A 17,843-nucleotide genomic window follows, 5' to 3' on the forward strand; every position below is an offset into this window, starting at 1 on the left:
ATGTGCACCGTTCTCAGCCGCTCCGTTCCCTTGCACCGAGGGTCAGCCACGAGCTGCCTCAGCGTCCCACAGCCATTGGCTGGGACGAAGATCTCCCAGACGCATCATCCTATGTCTTGCGGAGATGGCTCGTTGAAGTCGTGCGCGGATCTGACCGAATCAGACCGATCCAGAGAGGTGTGAGTCCAGCGAAGGGACCCTGTGGGGATCCGCGCACACCTGTTCCTGCTCGACCCTCGTCTGGAACCTCACCGCCAAGAGCCGCAGTGAGGGCAGCAGTGCGCACGGCGCGGTCAGGGAGTGAGACGGTTTGGTCCGCGGAAGAGGAAGGACGCCTCGCGGATGGAGTCCAGGCCGAGCATGACCATGAGGATCCGTCCGAGGCCGGCGCCGAGGCCGCCGTGGGGCGGGCAGCCGAAGCGGAAGATGTTCATGTAGTCCTGCATCGGCTCGGTGCTCATGCCCTTCTCCTCGGCCTGCTTCAGCAGGACGTCGGAGCGGTGCTCGCGCTGGGCGCCGGTGGTGACCTCCAGGCCCTTCCACAGCAGGTCGAAGCTGAGGGTCAGGTCCGGCCGGTCCGCAGGGCGCATGTGGTAGAAGGGCCGGATGCTCGCCGGGTAGTACGTGATGAGCGCGAACTCGTGCCCGGTCTGCTCCTTCATGTGCGCGGCGATCCGACGCTCACCGTCCGGGTCCAGGTCCTCCTTCACCCCCTCTGGGTCCCAGCCGCCGGCCCGCAGGACCTCCTGCGCCTTGGCCATCGTGATCCGCGGGAACGGGGACTCCGGCACCGCGACCTCGACCTCGAAGACCTCGCGGATCCGCTCACCGTGGATCTCAGCGACCTTGGCGATGGCGTGGGCGAGCATCTGCTCCTCGAAGGCCATCACGTCCTCGACGTCGTCGATCCACGACAGCTCCACGTCCACACCGGTGAACTCGGTCGCGTGCCGGGAGGCGAACGACGGCTCGGCCCGGAAGACCGGCCCGATCTCGAAGACCCGGTCGATGCCGGCCGCCACCGCCATCTGCTTGTAGAACTGCGGCGACTGCGCCAGGTACGCCGACCGGTCGAAGTACCCGAGCTTGAACACCTCCGCCCCGGACTCCGAGGCTGTCCCCATCAGCTTCGGGGTGTGCATCTCGGTGCAGCCGTGCTCCATGGCGTACTCGCGCAGCCCCTGCTCCAGGGTCGTCTGCACGGCGAAGACCAGCTGTGCGGTCTCCCGCTTGCGCACGTCGAGGAAACGCCAGTCGAGCCGGTGCTCAGGCCCGGTGTGCTCGTCGATCGGCAGCGGGGTCTCGGCCAGGTTCAGCACCTCGACCGACTCGGGGACGAGCTCCAGACCGCCGAGCTTGACCTGGGCCGCGTCGACGACGCGGCCGGTGATCCGTACGGCGGACTCCGGGGTGAGGGACTCGAGCAGTTCCTCCAGCGGGCCGCCGTCGCGCTTGTGGGTCACCTGGACCATGCCGGAGTGGTCGCGCAGGATCACGAACTGCATCTTGCGCTGCACCCGGAGTGCGTTCACCCAGCCGGAGACAGAGACGGTCTGGTCGATGTGGCCGCGTAGGTCAGAGGTCATAACGCGGCTCATGGTGTGGATCATCGCAGCCCTCCAGGGGCGTCGTCATGATCCCTTGGGAGTGCGGGCGAGAAGGGAACTCGCGGTACCACCGCACTTTCGCCGCCACCCGAGGGCAGCGGCCTCATTCAGCCCTGTGACGGGGGCGAACCGGCGGGGCATTGGGCCAGGCGGCCGTTCCTCCCCGCGCTCAGGAGGGTCTTCACCTCGGGCGCGAGTCCGCCTTCCCAGCTACCGGCGGCTCTCTCTGCTCGCGTGCACTTCGGTTACTCGTCTCCGTCTACGCGTTGCCCACGAGGATAGGGACCATGCAAATCCCCCGCAACGGAATCACGGCGCTGGTATGCGACCTGGCTGAATCACGCCTTCGTCTAGGCCCCACCTGCACCATCGCCTCGCCCATGGTCGGCCATGATCTTCGAAACCCGTTCGGGTCGTAACCCGCTCCCCATGGCTCGCCACGAACGCCAGCCCCTCGTGTTATCCACAGGCACGCAGGACCAGAGCCACAGCTGGCTAGGCTGTGTCTATGGCAACAGGAGCACCAGCAGCGGTAACGGATCTTGTGATCCGCACGGAAGCGCGCAGGCAGGAATCGTCCTCGGCGTTGGACGCTAAGCAGCGTGCGAAGCTCGGTCAGTACTTCACCCCTGCCCCTGCCGCAGACTTCATCGCCTCCCTCGCCAGGCTGGAAGCGTCTGAGACGATCCGCGTTCTGGATCCTGGTGCTGGTGCCGGCTCCCTCACGGCATCCCTTGTCATGCGGATCTTGCGCGAGCAACCGCGGTCGCACATCTCTGTCACGGCATGCGAGGTGGATCCGCAGATGCATGCGACTCTGGCTGCCACGCTCGCCGACTGCGTCAGCACAGCGGAAGCAGTCGGCGGTTCGGTCGAGGTGAACCTCGTACCTGGCGACTTCATCGCGTGGGCGACCGAGGACGAAGGCTTGTTCGCTGAGACGCGAGAGCGTTTCGACCTGGTGATCATGAATCCGCCCTACAAGAAACTCGCTGCAAACTCGCGGGAGCGCAGGGCGGTCACCGAGAAATGCACCGAAACGTCAAATCTTTACTCGGCCTTCATGGCGCTTGGTGTTCATCTGCTGGCGCCTGGCGGCCAGTTGGTGGCGATCACGCCTCGGAGCTTTGCTAACGGACCTTACTTCCGGCCGTTCCGGAAGTATTTCCTGGACCGAATGCACCTCGATCATGTGCATGTATTCGAAGCTCGCAACAAGGTCTTCGCCGACACTGATGTGCTGCAAGAGAATGTCATCTTCTCGGCGACGCGCACCGATGCAAGTGGCCGCGGCCCGGTAACGGTTTCGACCAGCAAAAGCTACTCGAGCGAGATTCGAAGCCGCAGTGTTCGTTATGCGGAGATGGTCCACCCGGAGGATCGAGAATTCTTTATTCACATCAGCGCCGACGAAGAGGACACGCAGCTAGCGCAGGCCCATGCCAGCCTGCCGGCGGCCCTAGCTGACCTTCGCTGTCTGGTCTCTACTGGGCGTGTGGTCGACTTCCGCAGTAAGGAGCACCTCCGGCCTGACCCCGTCCCTGGATCTGTTCCTCTGATCTACCCCTTGCATATGCGCGAGGGTGGCATTTCTTGGCCCGTCCCGGGTGCGAAGAAGAACAATGCCATTATGCTAAACGGGGACACCGAGAAGATGACGTTCCCTCGCGGTTATTACGTCGTAGTGAAGCGCCTCTCCTCCAAGGAGGAGAAGCGTCGCGTCGTGGCTTCCGTTTTCGATCCGAGCCAGATTCCTTGCGACCGGATTGGATTCGAGAATCATGTGAACGTCTTCCATGAGGGTGGGGAAGGCTTGCCTGAAGACGTTGCGAGGGGCCTTTGTTTGTGGCTGAATTCAACGCTGCTGGATCGGTTCATTCGACGGTTCAGCGGCCACACTCAAGTAAATGCCACAGACCTGCGAAACCTTCGCTATCCAAGTCGAGAGCAACTCTCCGAAATGGGGCGGGGCTGGGATAGTGGTGTCTGGCTGGGGCAGGAAAAGATCGACGAAGTCGTCGAGCGGAATATCGAGAAAGCGGAGACTGAAAACTAAATGACCGAGCAGACCGTCATGGAATTTGATGGAGGCGCGCGTGAAAATAAGCTTACGGAGGCCCGTAGGCTTCTCCAGCTTCTTGGCTTCGACTTGGAGCGCTCCAATGAGCGCTCGGCCTATGTGCTCCTAGCCCTTCTGGAACTTGGCCCTGATCAGGACTGGACGCAAGCTGAACGGTCCATGCTTCGGACTGTGCAGATCATGCAGTGGCTGCGCGACTTCTACGAGAAGGATTACGCTGCAAACAGCCGTGAGACGATTCGCCGGTTCACGCTGCACCAGTTCGTCGATGCTGGCCTCGTTGTGCAGAATCCAGATCAGCCGGACCGGCCGGTGAACTCGCCGAAGTGGTGCTACCAGATAGAGCCCGCTGCCTATGGCCTCATTACATCGTTCGGGCAGGAGGGATTCGATGAGCGGCTTGCCGAGTACCTTGCAGAGCGCCCCGGTCTTCAGGCGTTGTACGCGCGGGAGCGGGAGATGAACAGGATTCCGGTCCAGCTTCCCGGGGGCAAGAAGATCGACCTCAGTCCCGGTGGTCAGAACACCCTGATCGTGCAGATCATAAACGAGTTTTGCGAGCGGTACACGCCCAATGGCGAGGTGCTCTATGTTGGTGATGCTGACAACAAATGGGCGATCTTTGAAGAAGGTTCACTCGCGGAGCTCGGTGTCGAGGTTGATTCGCACGGAAAAATGCCGGATGTTGTTGTCTTTCTTCGGGATCGGAACTGGCTCGTCCTGATTGAAGCGGCGTCCTCCCACGGCCCGGTGGATGCCAAAAGGCACAGGGAGCTCAGCGAACTCTTCCGAGGTTCATCGGCTGGCCTCGTCTTCATCTCAGCACTGCCGTCGCGCGCTGAGCTGCGTAAGTACCTGAAGGAAATTGCTTGGGAGACGGATGTCTGGTGCGCGGATAACCCTACGCACCTGATTCACTTTAACGGTGAGCGCTTCTTGGGTCCGTATAGCTAGGATCGACACAAAGAAAGGGGCCGTTCCGCAAAACTGCGGGACGGCCCCTTCGAGTTCAATTCGGCGACGACCTACTCTCCCACGAGGTCCCCCTCGCAGTACCATCGGCGCTGGCAAGCTTAGCTTCCGGGTTCGAAATGTTACCGGGCGTTTCCTCGCCGCTATGGTCACCGAAAATCTGGTGAGCGCTTCCTAGCGTAGAAGCGCTTTCGTTGGCTGAGTATACAGGCGGATAGCGGCCGCTGTGCACCTGGCTTGTACTGCCGCGCAGGCCGACGGGGCTGGCCGGGAGGCGGCTGGCGATCGCGTTCCGACCCGGCCGATGGGCTGGTCGCCCTCGGCGCCCGGGATCCCCGAAGTGGCAGGTGGTGGCCTGACGGTCGTGGTCCGCGTGTCGGCAATGGGTGAGAACCGGCCAAGTGTGCCGCTTGGTAGCGAGGTTATCTAGCCACTTGGCCTGCGCTGTGCGTGCAGATGGCTACGCTGCGTGCCTCCCGAGATCTTGTGACGCGGGCGGATCTGAGCCCGAAGGAGGACGCTTGAACACGCATCTGCGCTTTGCGCCGGAGATCCTGATCCGCCTGGGGGAGGAGCTGATCCCGCACCCCGACCTCGGGGTGATCGAACTCGTCCGCAACGCCTATGACGCGGATGCAACGAAGGCCGTCGTTCAGCTCCACAACGCCACCCAAGCCGGCGGCACCCTTGTGGTTGAGGATGATGGCGACGGCATGACGGCCGAGGACATTCGCGAAGGCTTCCTCCTCATCGGGAGGTCGCAGAAGTCTGGTGCAACGGACAGCCGCTCCAAGCGGCGTCGCATCGGCGAGAAGGGGCTGGGTCGCCTGGCGGCACTGCGCCTTGGGCGCCGGGTGGAGCTGCTGTCCCGCCCGCGTAGCGAGCCCGGCGTGGAGCACAGGCTCGTCATCGACTGGTCTGACTACGACTCGGTTGGCTCGGTCGAAGAGGTCGAGCTCATGGTTGTCACGCAGACAACATCGAAGAAGCCCGGCACCTCATTGACCGTTCACCAGCTGCGGCAGGGCTTCGAGAAAGAGCAGATGGATCGGCTTGCTCGTGCCATGCGTTTGGTCACCGGGTTCTTCAATGACGAGGACACAGGCTTCACCGCGACGCTCATTGCGCCCCAGTTCGATCGGGTCTCGGAAGCGGTAAATCGAAGTTTCTTCGACGAGTATGAATACAAGCTCGAAGCCAATCTCGACGAAGAGGGGTACGCGAGTACCGTCCTCTACGACTGGAAAGGCCGCGTCATCACCCGAGGGGAGCACGTCGACATCGCGCCGGATAGTCGCGGGGGGCGACTCCAGCCCCCTCTGAGGTATCAAGCGCCAGCGGCGTCCTTCGAGCTGTGGATGTTCCTGCTGGACAAGCGCTCGTTCGAACTTCGTGGCTCGAAGAATCAGTTCACTGCGCTGCGTCCGTGGCTCAAGGTTGTCGGTGGCGTTCACCTCTTCCACCGGGGGCTGCGTGTGCATCCCTATGGCGATCCGGGCTTCGATTGGCTAGACCTGAACCTCTTGCGGGCCCGTAACCCACAACTCCGGCCCTCCACCAACAACAGCATCGGGCGTGTATCGGTAGATGACCCGGATGGCCTGCTCATCCCGAAGACAGACCGGATGGGGTTCCAGGAGAACGTCGCGTTCATTGAACTCCGCGATTTTGCCCGAGGCGCCACAGAGTGGGCGGCAAGGGAACGAAAGAGGATCCGAGACGGTGAAAAGCTCGGGATTCCTTCGCCCGCCCAGCGGCCTTCGCCTGCCCAGCGTCCTGTGCCTGTCCCTGTCACGGACCGCCCCGAGGCGCCCACAAGCTCGGCGGACGACCGCAGGGCTTGGGAGACGGCATCGCAACCGGAGCTGCTGACGCTGGCGCCGAGGCTGCCTGCGCAGCGCGACGAGGCACCCTTGCCAGCGATGCGACCGGAGCACCTCTTGTACCGGTCCCTCGCCACTGCTGGGATCCTTGCTTCCGCGTTCGGGCGTGAGACAGCAGCTGGAAGCGATGCCAGCGAAGTAGGTCGCGGGGTGATCGACCTTGTGGGAATCGCTACACGAGCGGCCCGGGCAGATGGTTTCCGCGTCGACATTGTCGACCTGAACGAAGCGGTCAGCCGTGCCTTGGGTGCGGTACGCCCCCAGCTGGAGCGACGCGGCATCTCTATCAACGAGGAGTACTGGGACGAGCCGATCCATGTCGCGGCCGCAGTGTCGGACCTGGAAGCGATCGTCTTCAATCTGTCCGCCAATTCCATGAGCTCATTCGCGCGTGCCGGCGATCTGTTGGGGGACCGAGCCGTAAAGGTCCGGACTCGGGTTGAGGAGGGCCGCGCGGCCTTTGACTTCTCCGATTCAGGTCCGGGGATTGTCGACGTTGACGTCGCACACATGTGGCGTCCGGGTGTAACTGGGTCGGGGACCGAGAGCGTCGGATTCGGCCTGACAGTCGTCCGTGATGCTGTTGCTGACATGTGTGGCAGGAGGTCGGTGGTTGAGGATGGGGATCTCGCGGCCGACGCGTACGGGGAGCTGGGCGGCGCGTCGTTCCGTATCCGCCTTCCTCTGCGCATCGTTGGCGAGTAGCCCGGATCTCTGCTCAGGCTCCCCAGCCGCGGTGCGCTTCGGGGCCGTGTGGGCTCCAGCCGTTCAGGTAGGGCGCCAGCTCCCCGGGCTTCGGTTCGCGAGCGGTGGGCATGGCGGGTGGACGGGTCAGTGGGTCGAGGCTCTGAACGTAACGGCGTGCCCAGGCTAGCCACCCTCGTGCCGAGGCCACCGAGGCCTTATCTTCCCCGACCGCCTCTTCCAGCCGACGCTCCAGGGCGTTGCAGTACGCGCCAAGCGCAGTCGCTTCCTGCCACTGGCGGGCCTGAGCACGAAGTACCTCAGCAAACTGTTCCTGGGCGGCCAGCTCCTTTGCCTTCTCCATGGCCGCCCGCCAGCGAACCTCGCGCTCGGCCTTCGCCCGCTCCTCGTCCGCCTTGCGCTGCGCGTCCTCTACGGCGCGGGTCTCGATCTCCCGGAGCACGGCGCCGAGGATGTCCTCCAGCACCCAGCGCTTGCGATCGGCCCAGCGGGACTGCCGGCTGGATCGGCTGTAGCCGAGATCGATGACGAGGCTCTTGGAGCCCTCTGGATCAGTGGACTGGGGAAACTCCTGCTGGATCGTGACGGTGTAGGTGAAGCCATCCACGACCAGGTCAAGTTCGCCCTCGCGGCGGGAGTAGCTGGAGGGGTAGTGGCGCCCGTTGTACGTGTAGGCATGGCTGCGGTGGCGGGAGGGGACTTCATGCTCCTTGACCTTGTGCCCGCGACGTACTGCTTCGGCGGCGAGGCCCTGGAGAAGCAGCAACGATCGGCGGCGCAGAGGGGCGGGCACGACGAGTCGGCCCTCGTCGTCCCTCAGTGCGGCCACGGCCGGATGCGGAGAGCGCAACTGAGTGGGCACGTGGACGGGCGGCGCCTCATCCGGCCTCTGCCTCCGTGAGTTGGGGTGTGGGCCCTCGACGAGAGTGATCTGCAAGTCGCGATTCCACATGCGGAGACTCTCGATGCGTTTGCCTTCAGGGACGAGGCTGTGGCGCTTCGCGTAGTCGATCACGCGTCGCCACTCCATCACCGTGGCGTCGTCGGGCTCGGTGAAGGTGACCCGCCTGTCCGTAACGAGTCGCCCGATGAGCTCGTTCGCCTTGGTCCGACGGGCGAGTGCCACTGGCCTGTCGGCGTAGGACGCGGAGCGGGTGCCGCCTGCCGTCTTCCCCTTGGCAGTCTTCTCTTGCCCCGGCGTGCGCGGGGTCGTCGGTGGTGGCCGTGCTGGATGTAGAAGGTGCCTGCCTCGGTGACCTGGGCATCCACCTCACCCCCGCTGCGCTTGATCGTCACCAGCCCTCGGTCGCGCAGCGCGTAGGCGGTGCGGAACTCGCCGGGGTCCCAGGGCTCATCGGACTCCTTGCCGTTCGCGAGCCGGCCGAGCTGTCGTTCGTTCAGGGGAGACCAGCGATGCATGACAACAGCTCACCCCGCGGCCGAGCCAGGTGCAATGACTCGTACGGGTGGTCGCTTCTGGAAGTACCTGAGACCTGCGGGTTTGCGGTCGCTGGGCGGCCTGTTTGCGTGAGCGCTGCGTGAGCGGACTGGGTGGCACTAGGGTGGACCCAGCGTCATGGTGATCACAGTCAGGTGCCTCTGACCGGGGGAAACGGGATTTGGTGGCACCATCCAGCACTACTCGGGATGATCTTGCGGGGCCTCGTAATGCGTAGGTCTCGGGTTCGAATCCCGAAGGCGGCTCCACGAAAGCCCCGGGTCAGATATCTGACCCGGGGCTTCTTGGTTCTGATGGCCGGCAATTGACCTGCTCGGACACATGGTTGCTTGTCGTGCTGCCGGTGGCAGGTGTGTTCGGGTCGGCCGTTCCGGCGTCCGGCGTGGGGGAGCCGGGACAGCACGCTGAAATCCCAGCGGGATCGGCCCGCTCGCATGGTGTCCGGGAGATGCGTCATGAGTGCCGGTAGGACAGCCCCTGCGTGGATGCGCGAGCAGATCACGGCGGAGCAGTACGACTCCTGGTCCGAGGAGCAGTGTGCGGGGATCGAGATCGTGGACGGGATGGTCGTCGTGAGTCCCAGTGCCTCCAGGCGCCACAACCGGATCGCCCGGATCCTGGCGAATGCGCTGGAAGCAGCTGCGGGGCCTGAATGGAACGCCGACACCCACTTCGATGTCCGGCTTCAGGACGTCCCGCTTACGAATCGGCACCCGGATGTCGTCGTGTACCGCGCGGGCACGATCGACATCACGCCCACCCGGCCGGAGCACGTGCTGCTGGTCGTGGAGGTCGTCTCGCCGGGATCCGAGACCACCGACCGGATCGTGAAGACGGATCAGTACGCCAAGTCCGGCATCGCCTTCTACTGGCGGGTCGAGCAGGCCGCGACCGGCGTCCCGCTTGTGTACACCTACGTTCTCGACCCCGCGACCAGGTCCTACCGCAACGGAGACGTGTTCACTGGTGTCGTCAAGGTTTCCGCGCCCTTCCCAGTGGAGATCGATCTCGGCCGGATCTGACCTCACGCCGGGCACGGGCCCCTCCGCCTGGGCCCGCGGGATGATCTTGGGGTCTCGTATGCGCAGGTCTCGGGTCCGGATCCCGAAGGCGGGATCCGGTGGCGCCCCCTGCCCGTCGCAGCGAGGGCGTGGTCCCCGGTCGCGGGTGGTGGCGGGGATTGGCCGGATTTCTATGTCACCTCGGGTCCTCGCGGTGGACTCGCATGCCGGTTGGGCGGTGCTGGTGGCAGCCGGCTCGGGCGTGTACGGGGGGCCGGAACCGTGTGGGGGAAAGGGGAGACTACCCACTGCGAGGGGGGTCGCTGCGGTTTGTGACCGTGTTCATTGACTTTTCATCATTCGCCGGTGGGTTCCCTCAATGCGGGCCTTCAAACGTCGATTTGGAGCAGTTTCCAGCGCCCGCGCCGTCCTGTAATGTCACACACCCGAAAGGGTGCCCTGAACTCCTCACCGGAAATGACCATCCGGGGCCGTTGCTTCGGGGCCGATCAAAGGATTCGACGGATCGACCCGACGAGTGAGGGTGAGAACAATGGGGGGCTTCGCCGACCCGTGCGGAGGGACGCGCCCAGGTGCCGGCTTCTCTTCGCTGGCGTCGTTGATCGGGCAGGACGAGACCTGCGTGGACGTCTATCGACTGGTGATCACCGAGCCGCGGTGGGGGGTCGCGGAGATCGCCGCAGAGCTGGGGATCGAGGAGCCCGCCGTCCGGGCCTGTCTGGACAAACTGGCGGAATTGTCCATGCTCTATCCCGCCAAGGACGCCACCGATGTGGCGCCGATAAGTCCGGAAGTCGGACTCGCCGCCTACATTCACCGGCGGGAAACCGAAATCCATTCACAGCAACTCGAGTTGGCGGCGATGCGGGCCGCCACCGCCGAACTCACCGCGATCTACGCCTCGCAGCGCGCCCGGCACGGAAACGCCGGCCTGGAACAGCTCGAAGGCGTCAACGAGGTGCGTGCCCGGCTCTCCGAGCTCGCCCGGCACGCCGACACCGAGATCCTCGCCTTCATGCCCGGCGGGGCGCAGAGCCCCGAGGCCCTGGAGGCCAGTCGGCCGCTCGACGAGCAGAGTCTGGCCGCCGGGGTGAGGTTGCGGACGATCTATCTGGACAGCGTGCGCAATGACCGGGCCACCACCGAGTACGCGCGGTGGCTTTCCGAGCTCGGCGGTGAGATACGGACGACGCCCTCGCTGCCGCTGCGCATGCTGATCGCCGACCGCTCCGTCGCCCTGCTCCCGGTCAGCCCCGAGGACTCCCGCGCCGGGGCCGTCATCCTGCGCGCCCCCGGGGTCGTCACCGCGCTTCTCGCGCTCTTCGAGATGGTGTGGGAGAGCGCCGCCCCGCTGCACGGAAAACAGCAGCCCGCCGCCGACGAACCGACCCAGCAGGAGATCGAGTTGCTCCGGCTGCTGCAGAAGGGCCACACCGACGAGGTCGCCGCCCGCAAGCTGGGCCTTTCGCTGCGCACCACGCGCCGGATGATGTCCACGATCTCCCATCGTCTCGGCGCCCGCAGCCGGTTCGAGACCGGAGTGCTCGCCGAACGGGCCGGCTGGCTCTGAACCGTCATATACAAAGGGCTCACCGGATATCGGTGGGCCCTTTGCTGCCATGGCATCAAGCTGCCCGTGTTATCGGGTCGATAGCCGGTATGCGGCTGGGATTCTCTCTGCCATGTACGCCATCCATCTCGACCTGCCGCCCGGTGAATTCGGGCGGGCGCGGATCGATCTGAACGATCTCGCCCGGGTGGTCCCCCAGGTCTCCAGCTGCCACGTGGAACACGTCTACCGGACCGTCTTCTACGTCTCGGCCGACTCCGCCCCCGAGGCCGGTACCGGGGTACTCGCCGCCGTCCAGCACCTGTTGCTGCGTCCGCCGCCCTCCGGCCGGCTCCGAGTCGAGCTGCGAGTACCCCGCGAGGGGCGCGACGTGGGGCTCTGCCACGGCGTCGTCTCCGTCGTCGACGAACGCGCGCTCCCGCTCTGAGCGTCCCGGGCCGCCGCTGGCCACTTGCAGCCACTGCACCTTGGTGCCACGGGAATCCCTTGAAGGGCCCGCCGCCGCCTGACAGATTCGAGAAGGCCGGTGCGCTCGTGCCGAATTCGAATCCTGATTGTCGATTCCCCGCCTTCCAGTCCCCGATTCTCCGAGTTCCGCTCCCCGCCTTCCGCATCCCCAGTCCCCTGTCCTTGTTTCTTTCTGGGAAAGGTCTTCCGTCCATGAAACCCGCCGGTGTCACCCTCCACGAGAATTTCGAGCGGACCGCGTCCCGTTTCCCGGAATCCGTCGCCGTCACCGACGGCCGCACCCAGCTCACGTACCGCGAGCTGGACGAGCGGGCCGAGCGTCTCGCCGGGGCGCTGCGGGCCGCCGGTGCCGGGCGGGACCAGCGGGTCGGGCTCCTCGTCGAGCGCTCCACGGACCTGGTCGTCGGTCTGCTCGGCATCATCAAGGCCGGCGCCGGCTACGTGCCGGTCGACCCCGCCTACCCGGCCGAGCGCCGCGCGTTCGTCCTCGGTCACTGCGACTCGGGCCTGGTCGTCGCCGACGCCGGGACCGCCTCCCTGGTCACCGGGCAGACGGTCGTCCGCGTGGACGAGCTGCCCGAGGCCGTCGCCGAGGCGCCGGCCGGTCACCAGGCGGCGGACGCCGACAGCCTCGCGTACGTCATCTTCACCTCGGGCTCGACCGGTCAGCCCAAGGGCGTGGAGATCGAGCACCGCAACGCGGTCCGTCTCTTCACCGCCACCGCCCCGGTCTTCGCCTTCGACGAGACCGACGTGTGGACCAACTTCCACTCCACGGCCTTCGACTTCTCCGTGTGGGAGATCTGGGGCGCGCTGTTCTTCGGCGGCCGCCTGGTGATCGTGGACCGCGACACCGCCCGCGACCCGCAGGCCTTCCGCTCGCTGCTGCACCGAGAGGGCGTCACCGTCCTCAACCAGACGCCGTCCGCCTTCCGCAACCTCATCGCCGCGGACGCGGAGGCCGACGCCGCGGACGCGCTGAGCCTGCGTTACGTGATCTTCGGCGGCGAGAAGCTGGACTACCGCTCCCTGGAGCCCTGGGTCGAGCGCCACGCCATCGACACCCCCGCCCTGGTCAACATGTACGGCATCACCGAGACCACGGTGCACGTCACCTGGAAGATCATCGGTGCGGGCGACCTGGCGCGCGAGGGCGACAGCCTCATCGGCACGCCCATCGCCGACCTCCGTCTGGCCGTCCTCGACGAGCAGGGCCAGGAGCTGCCGATCGGCCAGGAGGGCGTGCTGCACGTGGCCGGCGAGGGTGTCGCCCGCGGCTACCTGGGCCACCCGGAGCTGACCGCAGAGCGTTTCACCGAGCGCACCCTGGCCGATGGCACCACCGCCCGCTGGTACGACTCCGGCGACCGCGGTGTGCAGATCGCCCCGGGCCAGTTCGCCTACGCGGGCCGCGCCGACCGCCAGGTGAAGATCCGCGGCTACCGCATCGAGCCGGGCGAGATCGAGACCGTGCTCAAGCAGCACGCCGCCGTGCGTGACGCGGTCGTCCTCGCCGCCGACTTCGGTTCCGGCGACCCGCGCCTGGTGGCCTACCCGGTCGCCGAGGCCGGTACGGACGCCGAGCGCCTCGCCGCCGAGCTCAAGGACGCCGTCGCCGCCGCCCTGCCCTCGTACATGGCGCCGGCCACGTACCTCGCCATCGACGAGATCCCGGTCACCGTCAACGGCAAGCTCGACGAGACCGTGCTCCGCAAGCGCCTGGAGCTCCAGCTCGCCGAGGCCGCCGACAGCGCCCGCGAGCAGGGCACCGCCGTGGAGGACGTGCTGCGCGGCATCTGGGCCGAGGTGCTCGGCACCGGGGGCGCCGAGGACATCGGTGACGCCGACGAGTTCTTCGACCTCGGCGGCACCTCGTTCTCCCTGATCCACATGCTCAGCGTCGTCAACGACCGCTACAAGCTCAGCCTCAACGTCGGCACCCTCGCCGAGGGCGCGAACATCGCCGCCCTGGCCACCGCCGTCAAGGACAAGCTCGCCGTCACCGCCCGCTAACCACCGCCAGGAGCCTCACATGACCACCGAGACGACTCGCAAGTTCTCCCTGAGCGAGGAAGAGCTCGCCCAGTTCCACCGGCAGGGCTTCATCGGCCCGTTCACCCTCTACACGCCGGAGGAGATGAAGGCGCAGTGGCGCAAGACCCGGCTCCAGCTGCTCGACCGCAGCGACGCCGTGTACCCGGACGACGAGCTGTCCGGCGCCACCAACATCTCCAACTACGACCGTCACCTGGACAACGACTTCCTCGCCTCCCACATCGGGCGCGCCGAGATCGTCGACCGGGTCGCCTCCATCCTCGGCCCGGACGTCATCTGCTGGCGTACGGAGTTCTTCCCGAAGCACCCGGGCGACGAGGGCACCGACTGGCACCAGGCGGACACCTTCGCCAACGCCTCGGGCACCCCGCAGATCCTGTGGCCGGACAACTCCGACTTCGGCGGCACCATCACCGTCTGGTCGGCCTTCACCGAGGCCGCGGTCGAGAACGGCTGCCTGCAGTTCATCCCCGGCACGCACGAGTCGATGAACTACGACGAGACCAAGCGGATGCACTACGACCCCAACGCGATCAACGCGGTGGAGAAGGACGGCGTCCGGCGCGGCTTCTTCGGCTACGACTACCGCGAGCTGCAGAAGGACCCGAACTGGACTCCGGACGAGGACGCGGCCGTCTCGCAGGTCATGCGCCCCGGCCAGTTCATCATCTTCTGGTCGACCCTGATGCACGCCTCGCACCCGCACGAGGGCAAGACCAACGAGATGCGCATGGGCTTCGCCTCCCGCTACGTGCCCTCCACGGTCACCGTCTACCCGGGCAGCGACCACATCGAGGAGTACGGCGGCAAGATCAGCCTGGAGCGCTACGGCAGCGTCCTCGTGAGCGGCGAGAACAACAACGCCGAGAACCGCATGGTCACGGAGACCACCCGGGGGAAGAAGTTCTGACATGACCACCAAGACCCTGAGCGTGGTCGAGGTCCTCGAGCTCTGCCAGCCGCTGCTGTCCGCCTCCACGAAGACCCTGCGGGTCTTCCCCGCCGGTGAGCGGGCCGAGGAGGCCTACGGGCCGCAGGAGGCGGCGCGGTGCAACGAGGTCCTGGCCGCCGTCGGCGACGCGTACGGCCTGGTCGTCCCGTGGTTCGAGGCCACGGCCCCGGAGCAGCCGTCCGCCCTGGAGGTCGCCCTCAGCACCTACTTCGACCTGGAGCTGGGCAGTTGGCGTCCCGTCGCCGAGAGCTCGGGGGACGTGGAGGAGATCGCGGCGGGCCCGTCCGGGCTCGCCGCCCTCCCGGGCCGGCGCCGGATCGAGGCCGAGGGCGTGCCCGCCTTCGACGCCTTCGCGGCGGGGCCGGCCGGTGAGGAGGCGATCGTCCTGATCCTTCCCTCCGGTGTGCCGGCCACGCTGTTCCGGCCCTGGCTGGAGGAGCTGTCCGACGACCGTCTCGTCATCACGTACGAGAACCCGTACCTCTTCGGGCAGTGGCGCACCCTGGACACCCCGGAGGGCGACTTCGCCGAGGAGACCGCGCTGGTCGGCGCGCTGCTCGGTGCCTACGGGATCACCCGTGCCCATCTGATCGGGATCTGCGGCGGTGCGCCCGTCGGGGTCGCCGCGGCGGCCGCGTTCGGCGACCGGGTGGAGACCCTCACGGTGCTCCACCCCGACCTGAACTTCGGCGCGGGCGTCATGCGCACCCCGTTCCAGAAGCAGTTCCAGAGCGTCCTCGCGGGTGCGGCGGCCAGTGCCGACCGGGCCCGGGACACCCTGGGCCTGTTCCTCGACCCGAACATGCTGTTCGGCGTGGAGCCGCGGCTCGCGCCGTACATCCTCTACCCGTACGGGGACGTCGAGCTGTTCCACCGGTACGCCAAGCAGAACTACGCGCTCATGGCGTACGACGCGAACGAGGCGGCCCGGGCGATCACCCAGCGGGTGCTCATCGCCACCAGCAGCACGGACCGGATGACCCATCCCGAGACGGCCCGCCACTTCGGCGACCTCGTCCGCGGCGAGGTCCGGGTCGAGGAGCGGGAGTCGGGCACCCACCACGACATCCTCATCCCCGACCCCGAGGTCTACACGATGCTGCGGGAGTTCATCGGCGGTGGCGCGTGAGCGCCGACGCCGCCACGTCCGCCCCGGCGGAGCGCGTCGCCCTGGTCACCCAGGCGACGCGCTACGCCGGGCCCGGCTCGGTGGAGGCCCTGCGCAAGGCCGGGTACACCGTGCTCTGCCAGGACGACGACTTCCTCGACGCCGAGGTGCGGGCCGCGTTCGAGGAGGGCCGGGACGGCGCGGTCGCCAGTGACGCGAAGAGTCCGGCCGGCGCGGTCGGGCAGGCCGTCAGGCGCTTCGGCCGGCTCGACGTGGTGGTCAGCAACGACGTGTACCCGGCCCGCTATCTGCCCGTCGACCAGGCCGACCCGGCCGAGCTGCGGCGTGCCGCCGAGGCGCTGCTCGTCACGCCCGCGGCCGTCCTCGGCAAGGCCGCCGCGCACATGAAGCGGCGGGGGAGCGGGCGCATCGTCCTGATGACCTCGGCCGCACCCCTTCGGCCCGAACACGGCTTCTCCGTCTACAGCTCGCTGCGCGCGGCAGCCTCCGCCTACGCCCAGGCCGCCGCCCGCGAACTCGCCCCGCACGGCGTCACCGTGCACGCCGTGGCCCCCAACTTCCTGGAGAGCGAGACCTATTACCCGCCGGAGGCGTGGGCGACGGACGAGGGCCGGGAGAAGCTCCGCGGCCTGCTGCCGGCCGGCCGCCTCGGCACCGCCCGGGAGATCGGCGACCTGGTGGTCTTCCTCACCAGCGGCTCCGCCGACTTCCTGACCGGTGACGTCATCCCCTTCACGGGCGGCTGGGCGTAGCCCCCTGTACGCGCCCACGTGCGGCCCGCGTGTGCGGGCCGCACGCCCTCCCTCCCCACGTACGCCCTCCCCACTTAAGCGACGAAAGTGAGAGTTCCGCTGTGAGTACTCGGCAGACAACCATCGAGGAGTCCGAGGTCACGCCGGGGCAGAGCCTGGTGGAACAGACCCTCGTCGAGATCTGGAAGACCACGCTCGACCGCGACACGGTCGGCCTCGACGACGACTTCTTCACGACCGGGGGCGACTCCCTCCTGGCCCTGGTCACCATCGAGCAGATCAACCAGCGGCTCGGCTGGGCCCTCAACATGGGCGACCTGCTGCGTTACCGCACCATCGCCAAGCTCTGCGCCAAGAAGGCGGTTCTCCAGGCCGCTCCCACCGAGCGGTCCGTCATCCGGATGAGCAACCAGGGCTCGCGCACCCCGCTGGTGTTCATCCACCCGGGCACCGGCCTGGTCGACGGCTACGGCCACCTGGTGCGGCTGCTCGGCACCGACCGCGCCTGCTACGGCGTGCAGTCCCCGCACATCAGCGACGTCGACGTGTCCGACGACATGCGCGAGCTCGCCCAGCAGTACGCGGACCTGATCGAGGACGAGTTCGGCGAGGACGAGTTCCACCTGGTCGGCGCCTGCGCGGGCGGCGTGATCGGCTACGAGATCGCCCGCATCGCCGAGGAGCGCGGGCTCGGCCTGCAGAAGCTGGTGATCGTCGACGGCTACCTCGACGGCTCCCGTACGGGCGAGGAGGACCCGGCAGCGGAGGGGGTCCGGCTCGTCGACTACCGCTACGACATGCTGCGGCTGATCGACCCGCACACCGACCACGCGTCGCTCGACCCGGCCGAGGCCGTGCACGAGAAGGTCTACGAGGAGGTCGCGGCGGTCCTGTTCGGCGCCGAGGCCGCGGCGCAGGGCGGCGGCGCCACCCGCTTCGCCGAGCGCGTCTACCAGGCCTTCCGCACCACCGGCCGGGCCCTGGAGACCTACCGCCCCGAGCCGCTGGACGTGGACGCGCTGATGCTGCTCGCCAAGGACAACGAGACCTTCGACAAGTGGCGCGCGGCCATCACGGGCGAGCTGACCGCCGAGGTCATGGATTCCGACTCGTACGGCGTGAAGCTCTGCATGACCGACGCGGTGGAGATCGCCGCACGCATCGACGACTTCGTGGGCGAGGGCTGAGG

Annotated in this window: 13 protein-coding genes and 1 rRNA gene; 11 read left to right on the plus strand and 3 right to left on the minus strand. The window is 66.9% G+C overall.

The genetic code is table 11. The annotated features are described in order from the left end of the window. Positions 1-293 precede the first annotated feature (293 nt). Complete coding sequence (gene aspS / locus ACIGEZ_RS08195) at positions 294-1,610, minus strand: aspartate--tRNA(Asn) ligase (protein WP_399827286.1); 1,317 nt, start codon at positions 1,608-1,610, stop codon at positions 294-296. Positions 1,611-2,115: 505 nt separating this feature from the next. Here aspS and ACIGEZ_RS08200 point away from each other — a divergent pair. Continuing rightward, entirely contained in the window at positions 2,116-3,663 is a 1,548-nt protein-coding gene (locus tag ACIGEZ_RS08200; RefSeq protein ID WP_399827288.1) for an Eco57I restriction-modification methylase domain-containing protein, read from the plus strand. Beyond that, a complete protein-coding gene (locus ACIGEZ_RS08205) occupies positions 3,664-4,641 on the plus strand; it encodes a BsuBI/PstI family type II restriction endonuclease (protein ID WP_399827291.1) in 978 nt (325 codons plus the stop codon). Between the two features lie 58 nt (positions 4,642-4,699). Here ACIGEZ_RS08205 and rrf read toward each other — a convergent pair. After that, positions 4,700-4,816 (minus strand): 5S ribosomal RNA (gene rrf, locus ACIGEZ_RS08210). Positions 4,817-5,180: 364 nt separating this feature from the next. Between rrf and ACIGEZ_RS08215 the strand changes: the two genes are divergently transcribed. Further along, the gene (locus ACIGEZ_RS08215) at positions 5,181-7,247 is read left to right on the plus strand and encodes an ATP-binding protein (RefSeq protein WP_399827295.1); all 2,067 of its coding nucleotides are present in this window, start codon (positions 5,181-5,183) and stop codon (positions 7,245-7,247) included. A 13-nt stretch (positions 7,248-7,260) separates the two neighbouring features. Here ACIGEZ_RS08215 and ACIGEZ_RS08220 read toward each other — a convergent pair whose 3' ends face one another. Continuing rightward, on the minus strand, positions 7,261-8,262 hold the full coding sequence (locus ACIGEZ_RS08220; RefSeq protein WP_399827298.1) for a hypothetical protein: 1,002 nt from the start codon (positions 8,260-8,262) through the stop codon (positions 7,261-7,263). An 899-nt stretch (positions 8,263-9,161) separates the two neighbouring features. On the opposite strand from ACIGEZ_RS08220, the gene ACIGEZ_RS08225 reads away from it, so the two are divergent. The 8 genes from ACIGEZ_RS08225 (at position 9,162) to ACIGEZ_RS08260 (ending at position 17,841) form a co-directional block, all read left to right on the plus strand. Beyond that, entirely contained in the window at positions 9,162-9,728 is a 567-nt protein-coding gene (locus tag ACIGEZ_RS08225; RefSeq protein ID WP_399827301.1) for a Uma2 family endonuclease, read from the plus strand. Positions 9,729-10,326: 598 nt separating this feature from the next. After that, complete coding sequence (locus ACIGEZ_RS08230) at positions 10,327-11,298, plus strand: helix-turn-helix transcriptional regulator (protein WP_399827303.1); 972 nt, start codon at positions 10,327-10,329, stop codon at positions 11,296-11,298. Between the two features lie 112 nt (positions 11,299-11,410). Beyond that, on the plus strand, positions 11,411-11,725 hold the full coding sequence (locus ACIGEZ_RS08235) for a hypothetical protein (protein ID WP_399827304.1): 315 nt from the start codon (positions 11,411-11,413) through the stop codon (positions 11,723-11,725). Positions 11,726-11,958: 233 nt separating this feature from the next. Then, positions 11,959-13,779: an amino acid adenylation domain-containing protein gene (locus ACIGEZ_RS08240; RefSeq protein WP_399827306.1), complete on the plus strand. Its 1,821-nt coding sequence runs from the start codon at positions 11,959-11,961 to the stop codon at positions 13,777-13,779. 19 nt (positions 13,780-13,798) lie between these two features. Beyond that, a complete protein-coding gene (locus ACIGEZ_RS08245) occupies positions 13,799-14,731 on the plus strand; it encodes a chlorinating enzyme (RefSeq protein WP_399827309.1) in 933 nt (310 codons plus the stop codon). A gap of 1 nt (position 14,732) precedes the next feature. After that, positions 14,733-15,902, plus strand: coding sequence for an alpha/beta fold hydrolase (locus ACIGEZ_RS08250; RefSeq protein ID WP_399827312.1), 1,170 nt, complete (start codon positions 14,733-14,735; stop codon positions 15,900-15,902). Then, positions 15,899-16,654, plus strand: coding sequence for an SDR family oxidoreductase (locus ACIGEZ_RS08255; protein WP_399827314.1), 756 nt, complete (start codon positions 15,899-15,901; stop codon positions 16,652-16,654). Before ACIGEZ_RS08250 ends, ACIGEZ_RS08255 begins: the two co-directional genes overlap by 4 nt. Positions 16,655-16,755: 101 nt before the next feature. Then, entirely contained in the window at positions 16,756-17,841 is a 1,086-nt protein-coding gene (locus ACIGEZ_RS08260; protein WP_399827317.1) for a thioesterase domain-containing protein, read from the plus strand. Positions 17,842-17,843: the final 2 nt, after the last annotated feature.

Source organism: Streptomyces sp. NPDC085481 (assembly GCF_044541845.1).
Lineage (GTDB): Bacteria > Actinomycetota > Actinomycetes > Streptomycetales > Streptomycetaceae > Streptomyces.

Excerpts from the sequence above, each read along its gene's own strand:
- aspS (WP_399827286.1), bottom strand. The coding sequence starts at position 1,610 with ATGATCCACACCATGAGCCGCGTTATGACCTCTGACCTACGCGGCCAC.
- ACIGEZ_RS08200 (WP_399827288.1), top strand. The coding sequence starts at position 2,116 with ATGGCAACAGGAGCACCAGCAGCGGTAACGGATCTTGTGATCCGCACG.
- ACIGEZ_RS08205 (WP_399827291.1), top strand. The coding sequence starts at position 3,664 with ATGACCGAGCAGACCGTCATGGAATTTGATGGAGGCGCGCGTGAAAAT.
- ACIGEZ_RS08225 (WP_399827301.1), top strand. The coding sequence starts at position 9,162 with ATGAGTGCCGGTAGGACAGCCCCTGCGTGGATGCGCGAGCAGATCACG.
- ACIGEZ_RS08235 (WP_399827304.1), top strand. The coding sequence starts at position 11,411 with ATGTACGCCATCCATCTCGACCTGCCGCCCGGTGAATTCGGGCGGGCG.
- ACIGEZ_RS08240 (WP_399827306.1), top strand. The coding sequence starts at position 11,959 with ATGAAACCCGCCGGTGTCACCCTCCACGAGAATTTCGAGCGGACCGCG.
- ACIGEZ_RS08245 (WP_399827309.1), top strand. The coding sequence starts at position 13,799 with ATGACCACCGAGACGACTCGCAAGTTCTCCCTGAGCGAGGAAGAGCTC.
- ACIGEZ_RS08250 (WP_399827312.1), top strand. The coding sequence starts at position 14,733 with ATGACCACCAAGACCCTGAGCGTGGTCGAGGTCCTCGAGCTCTGCCAG.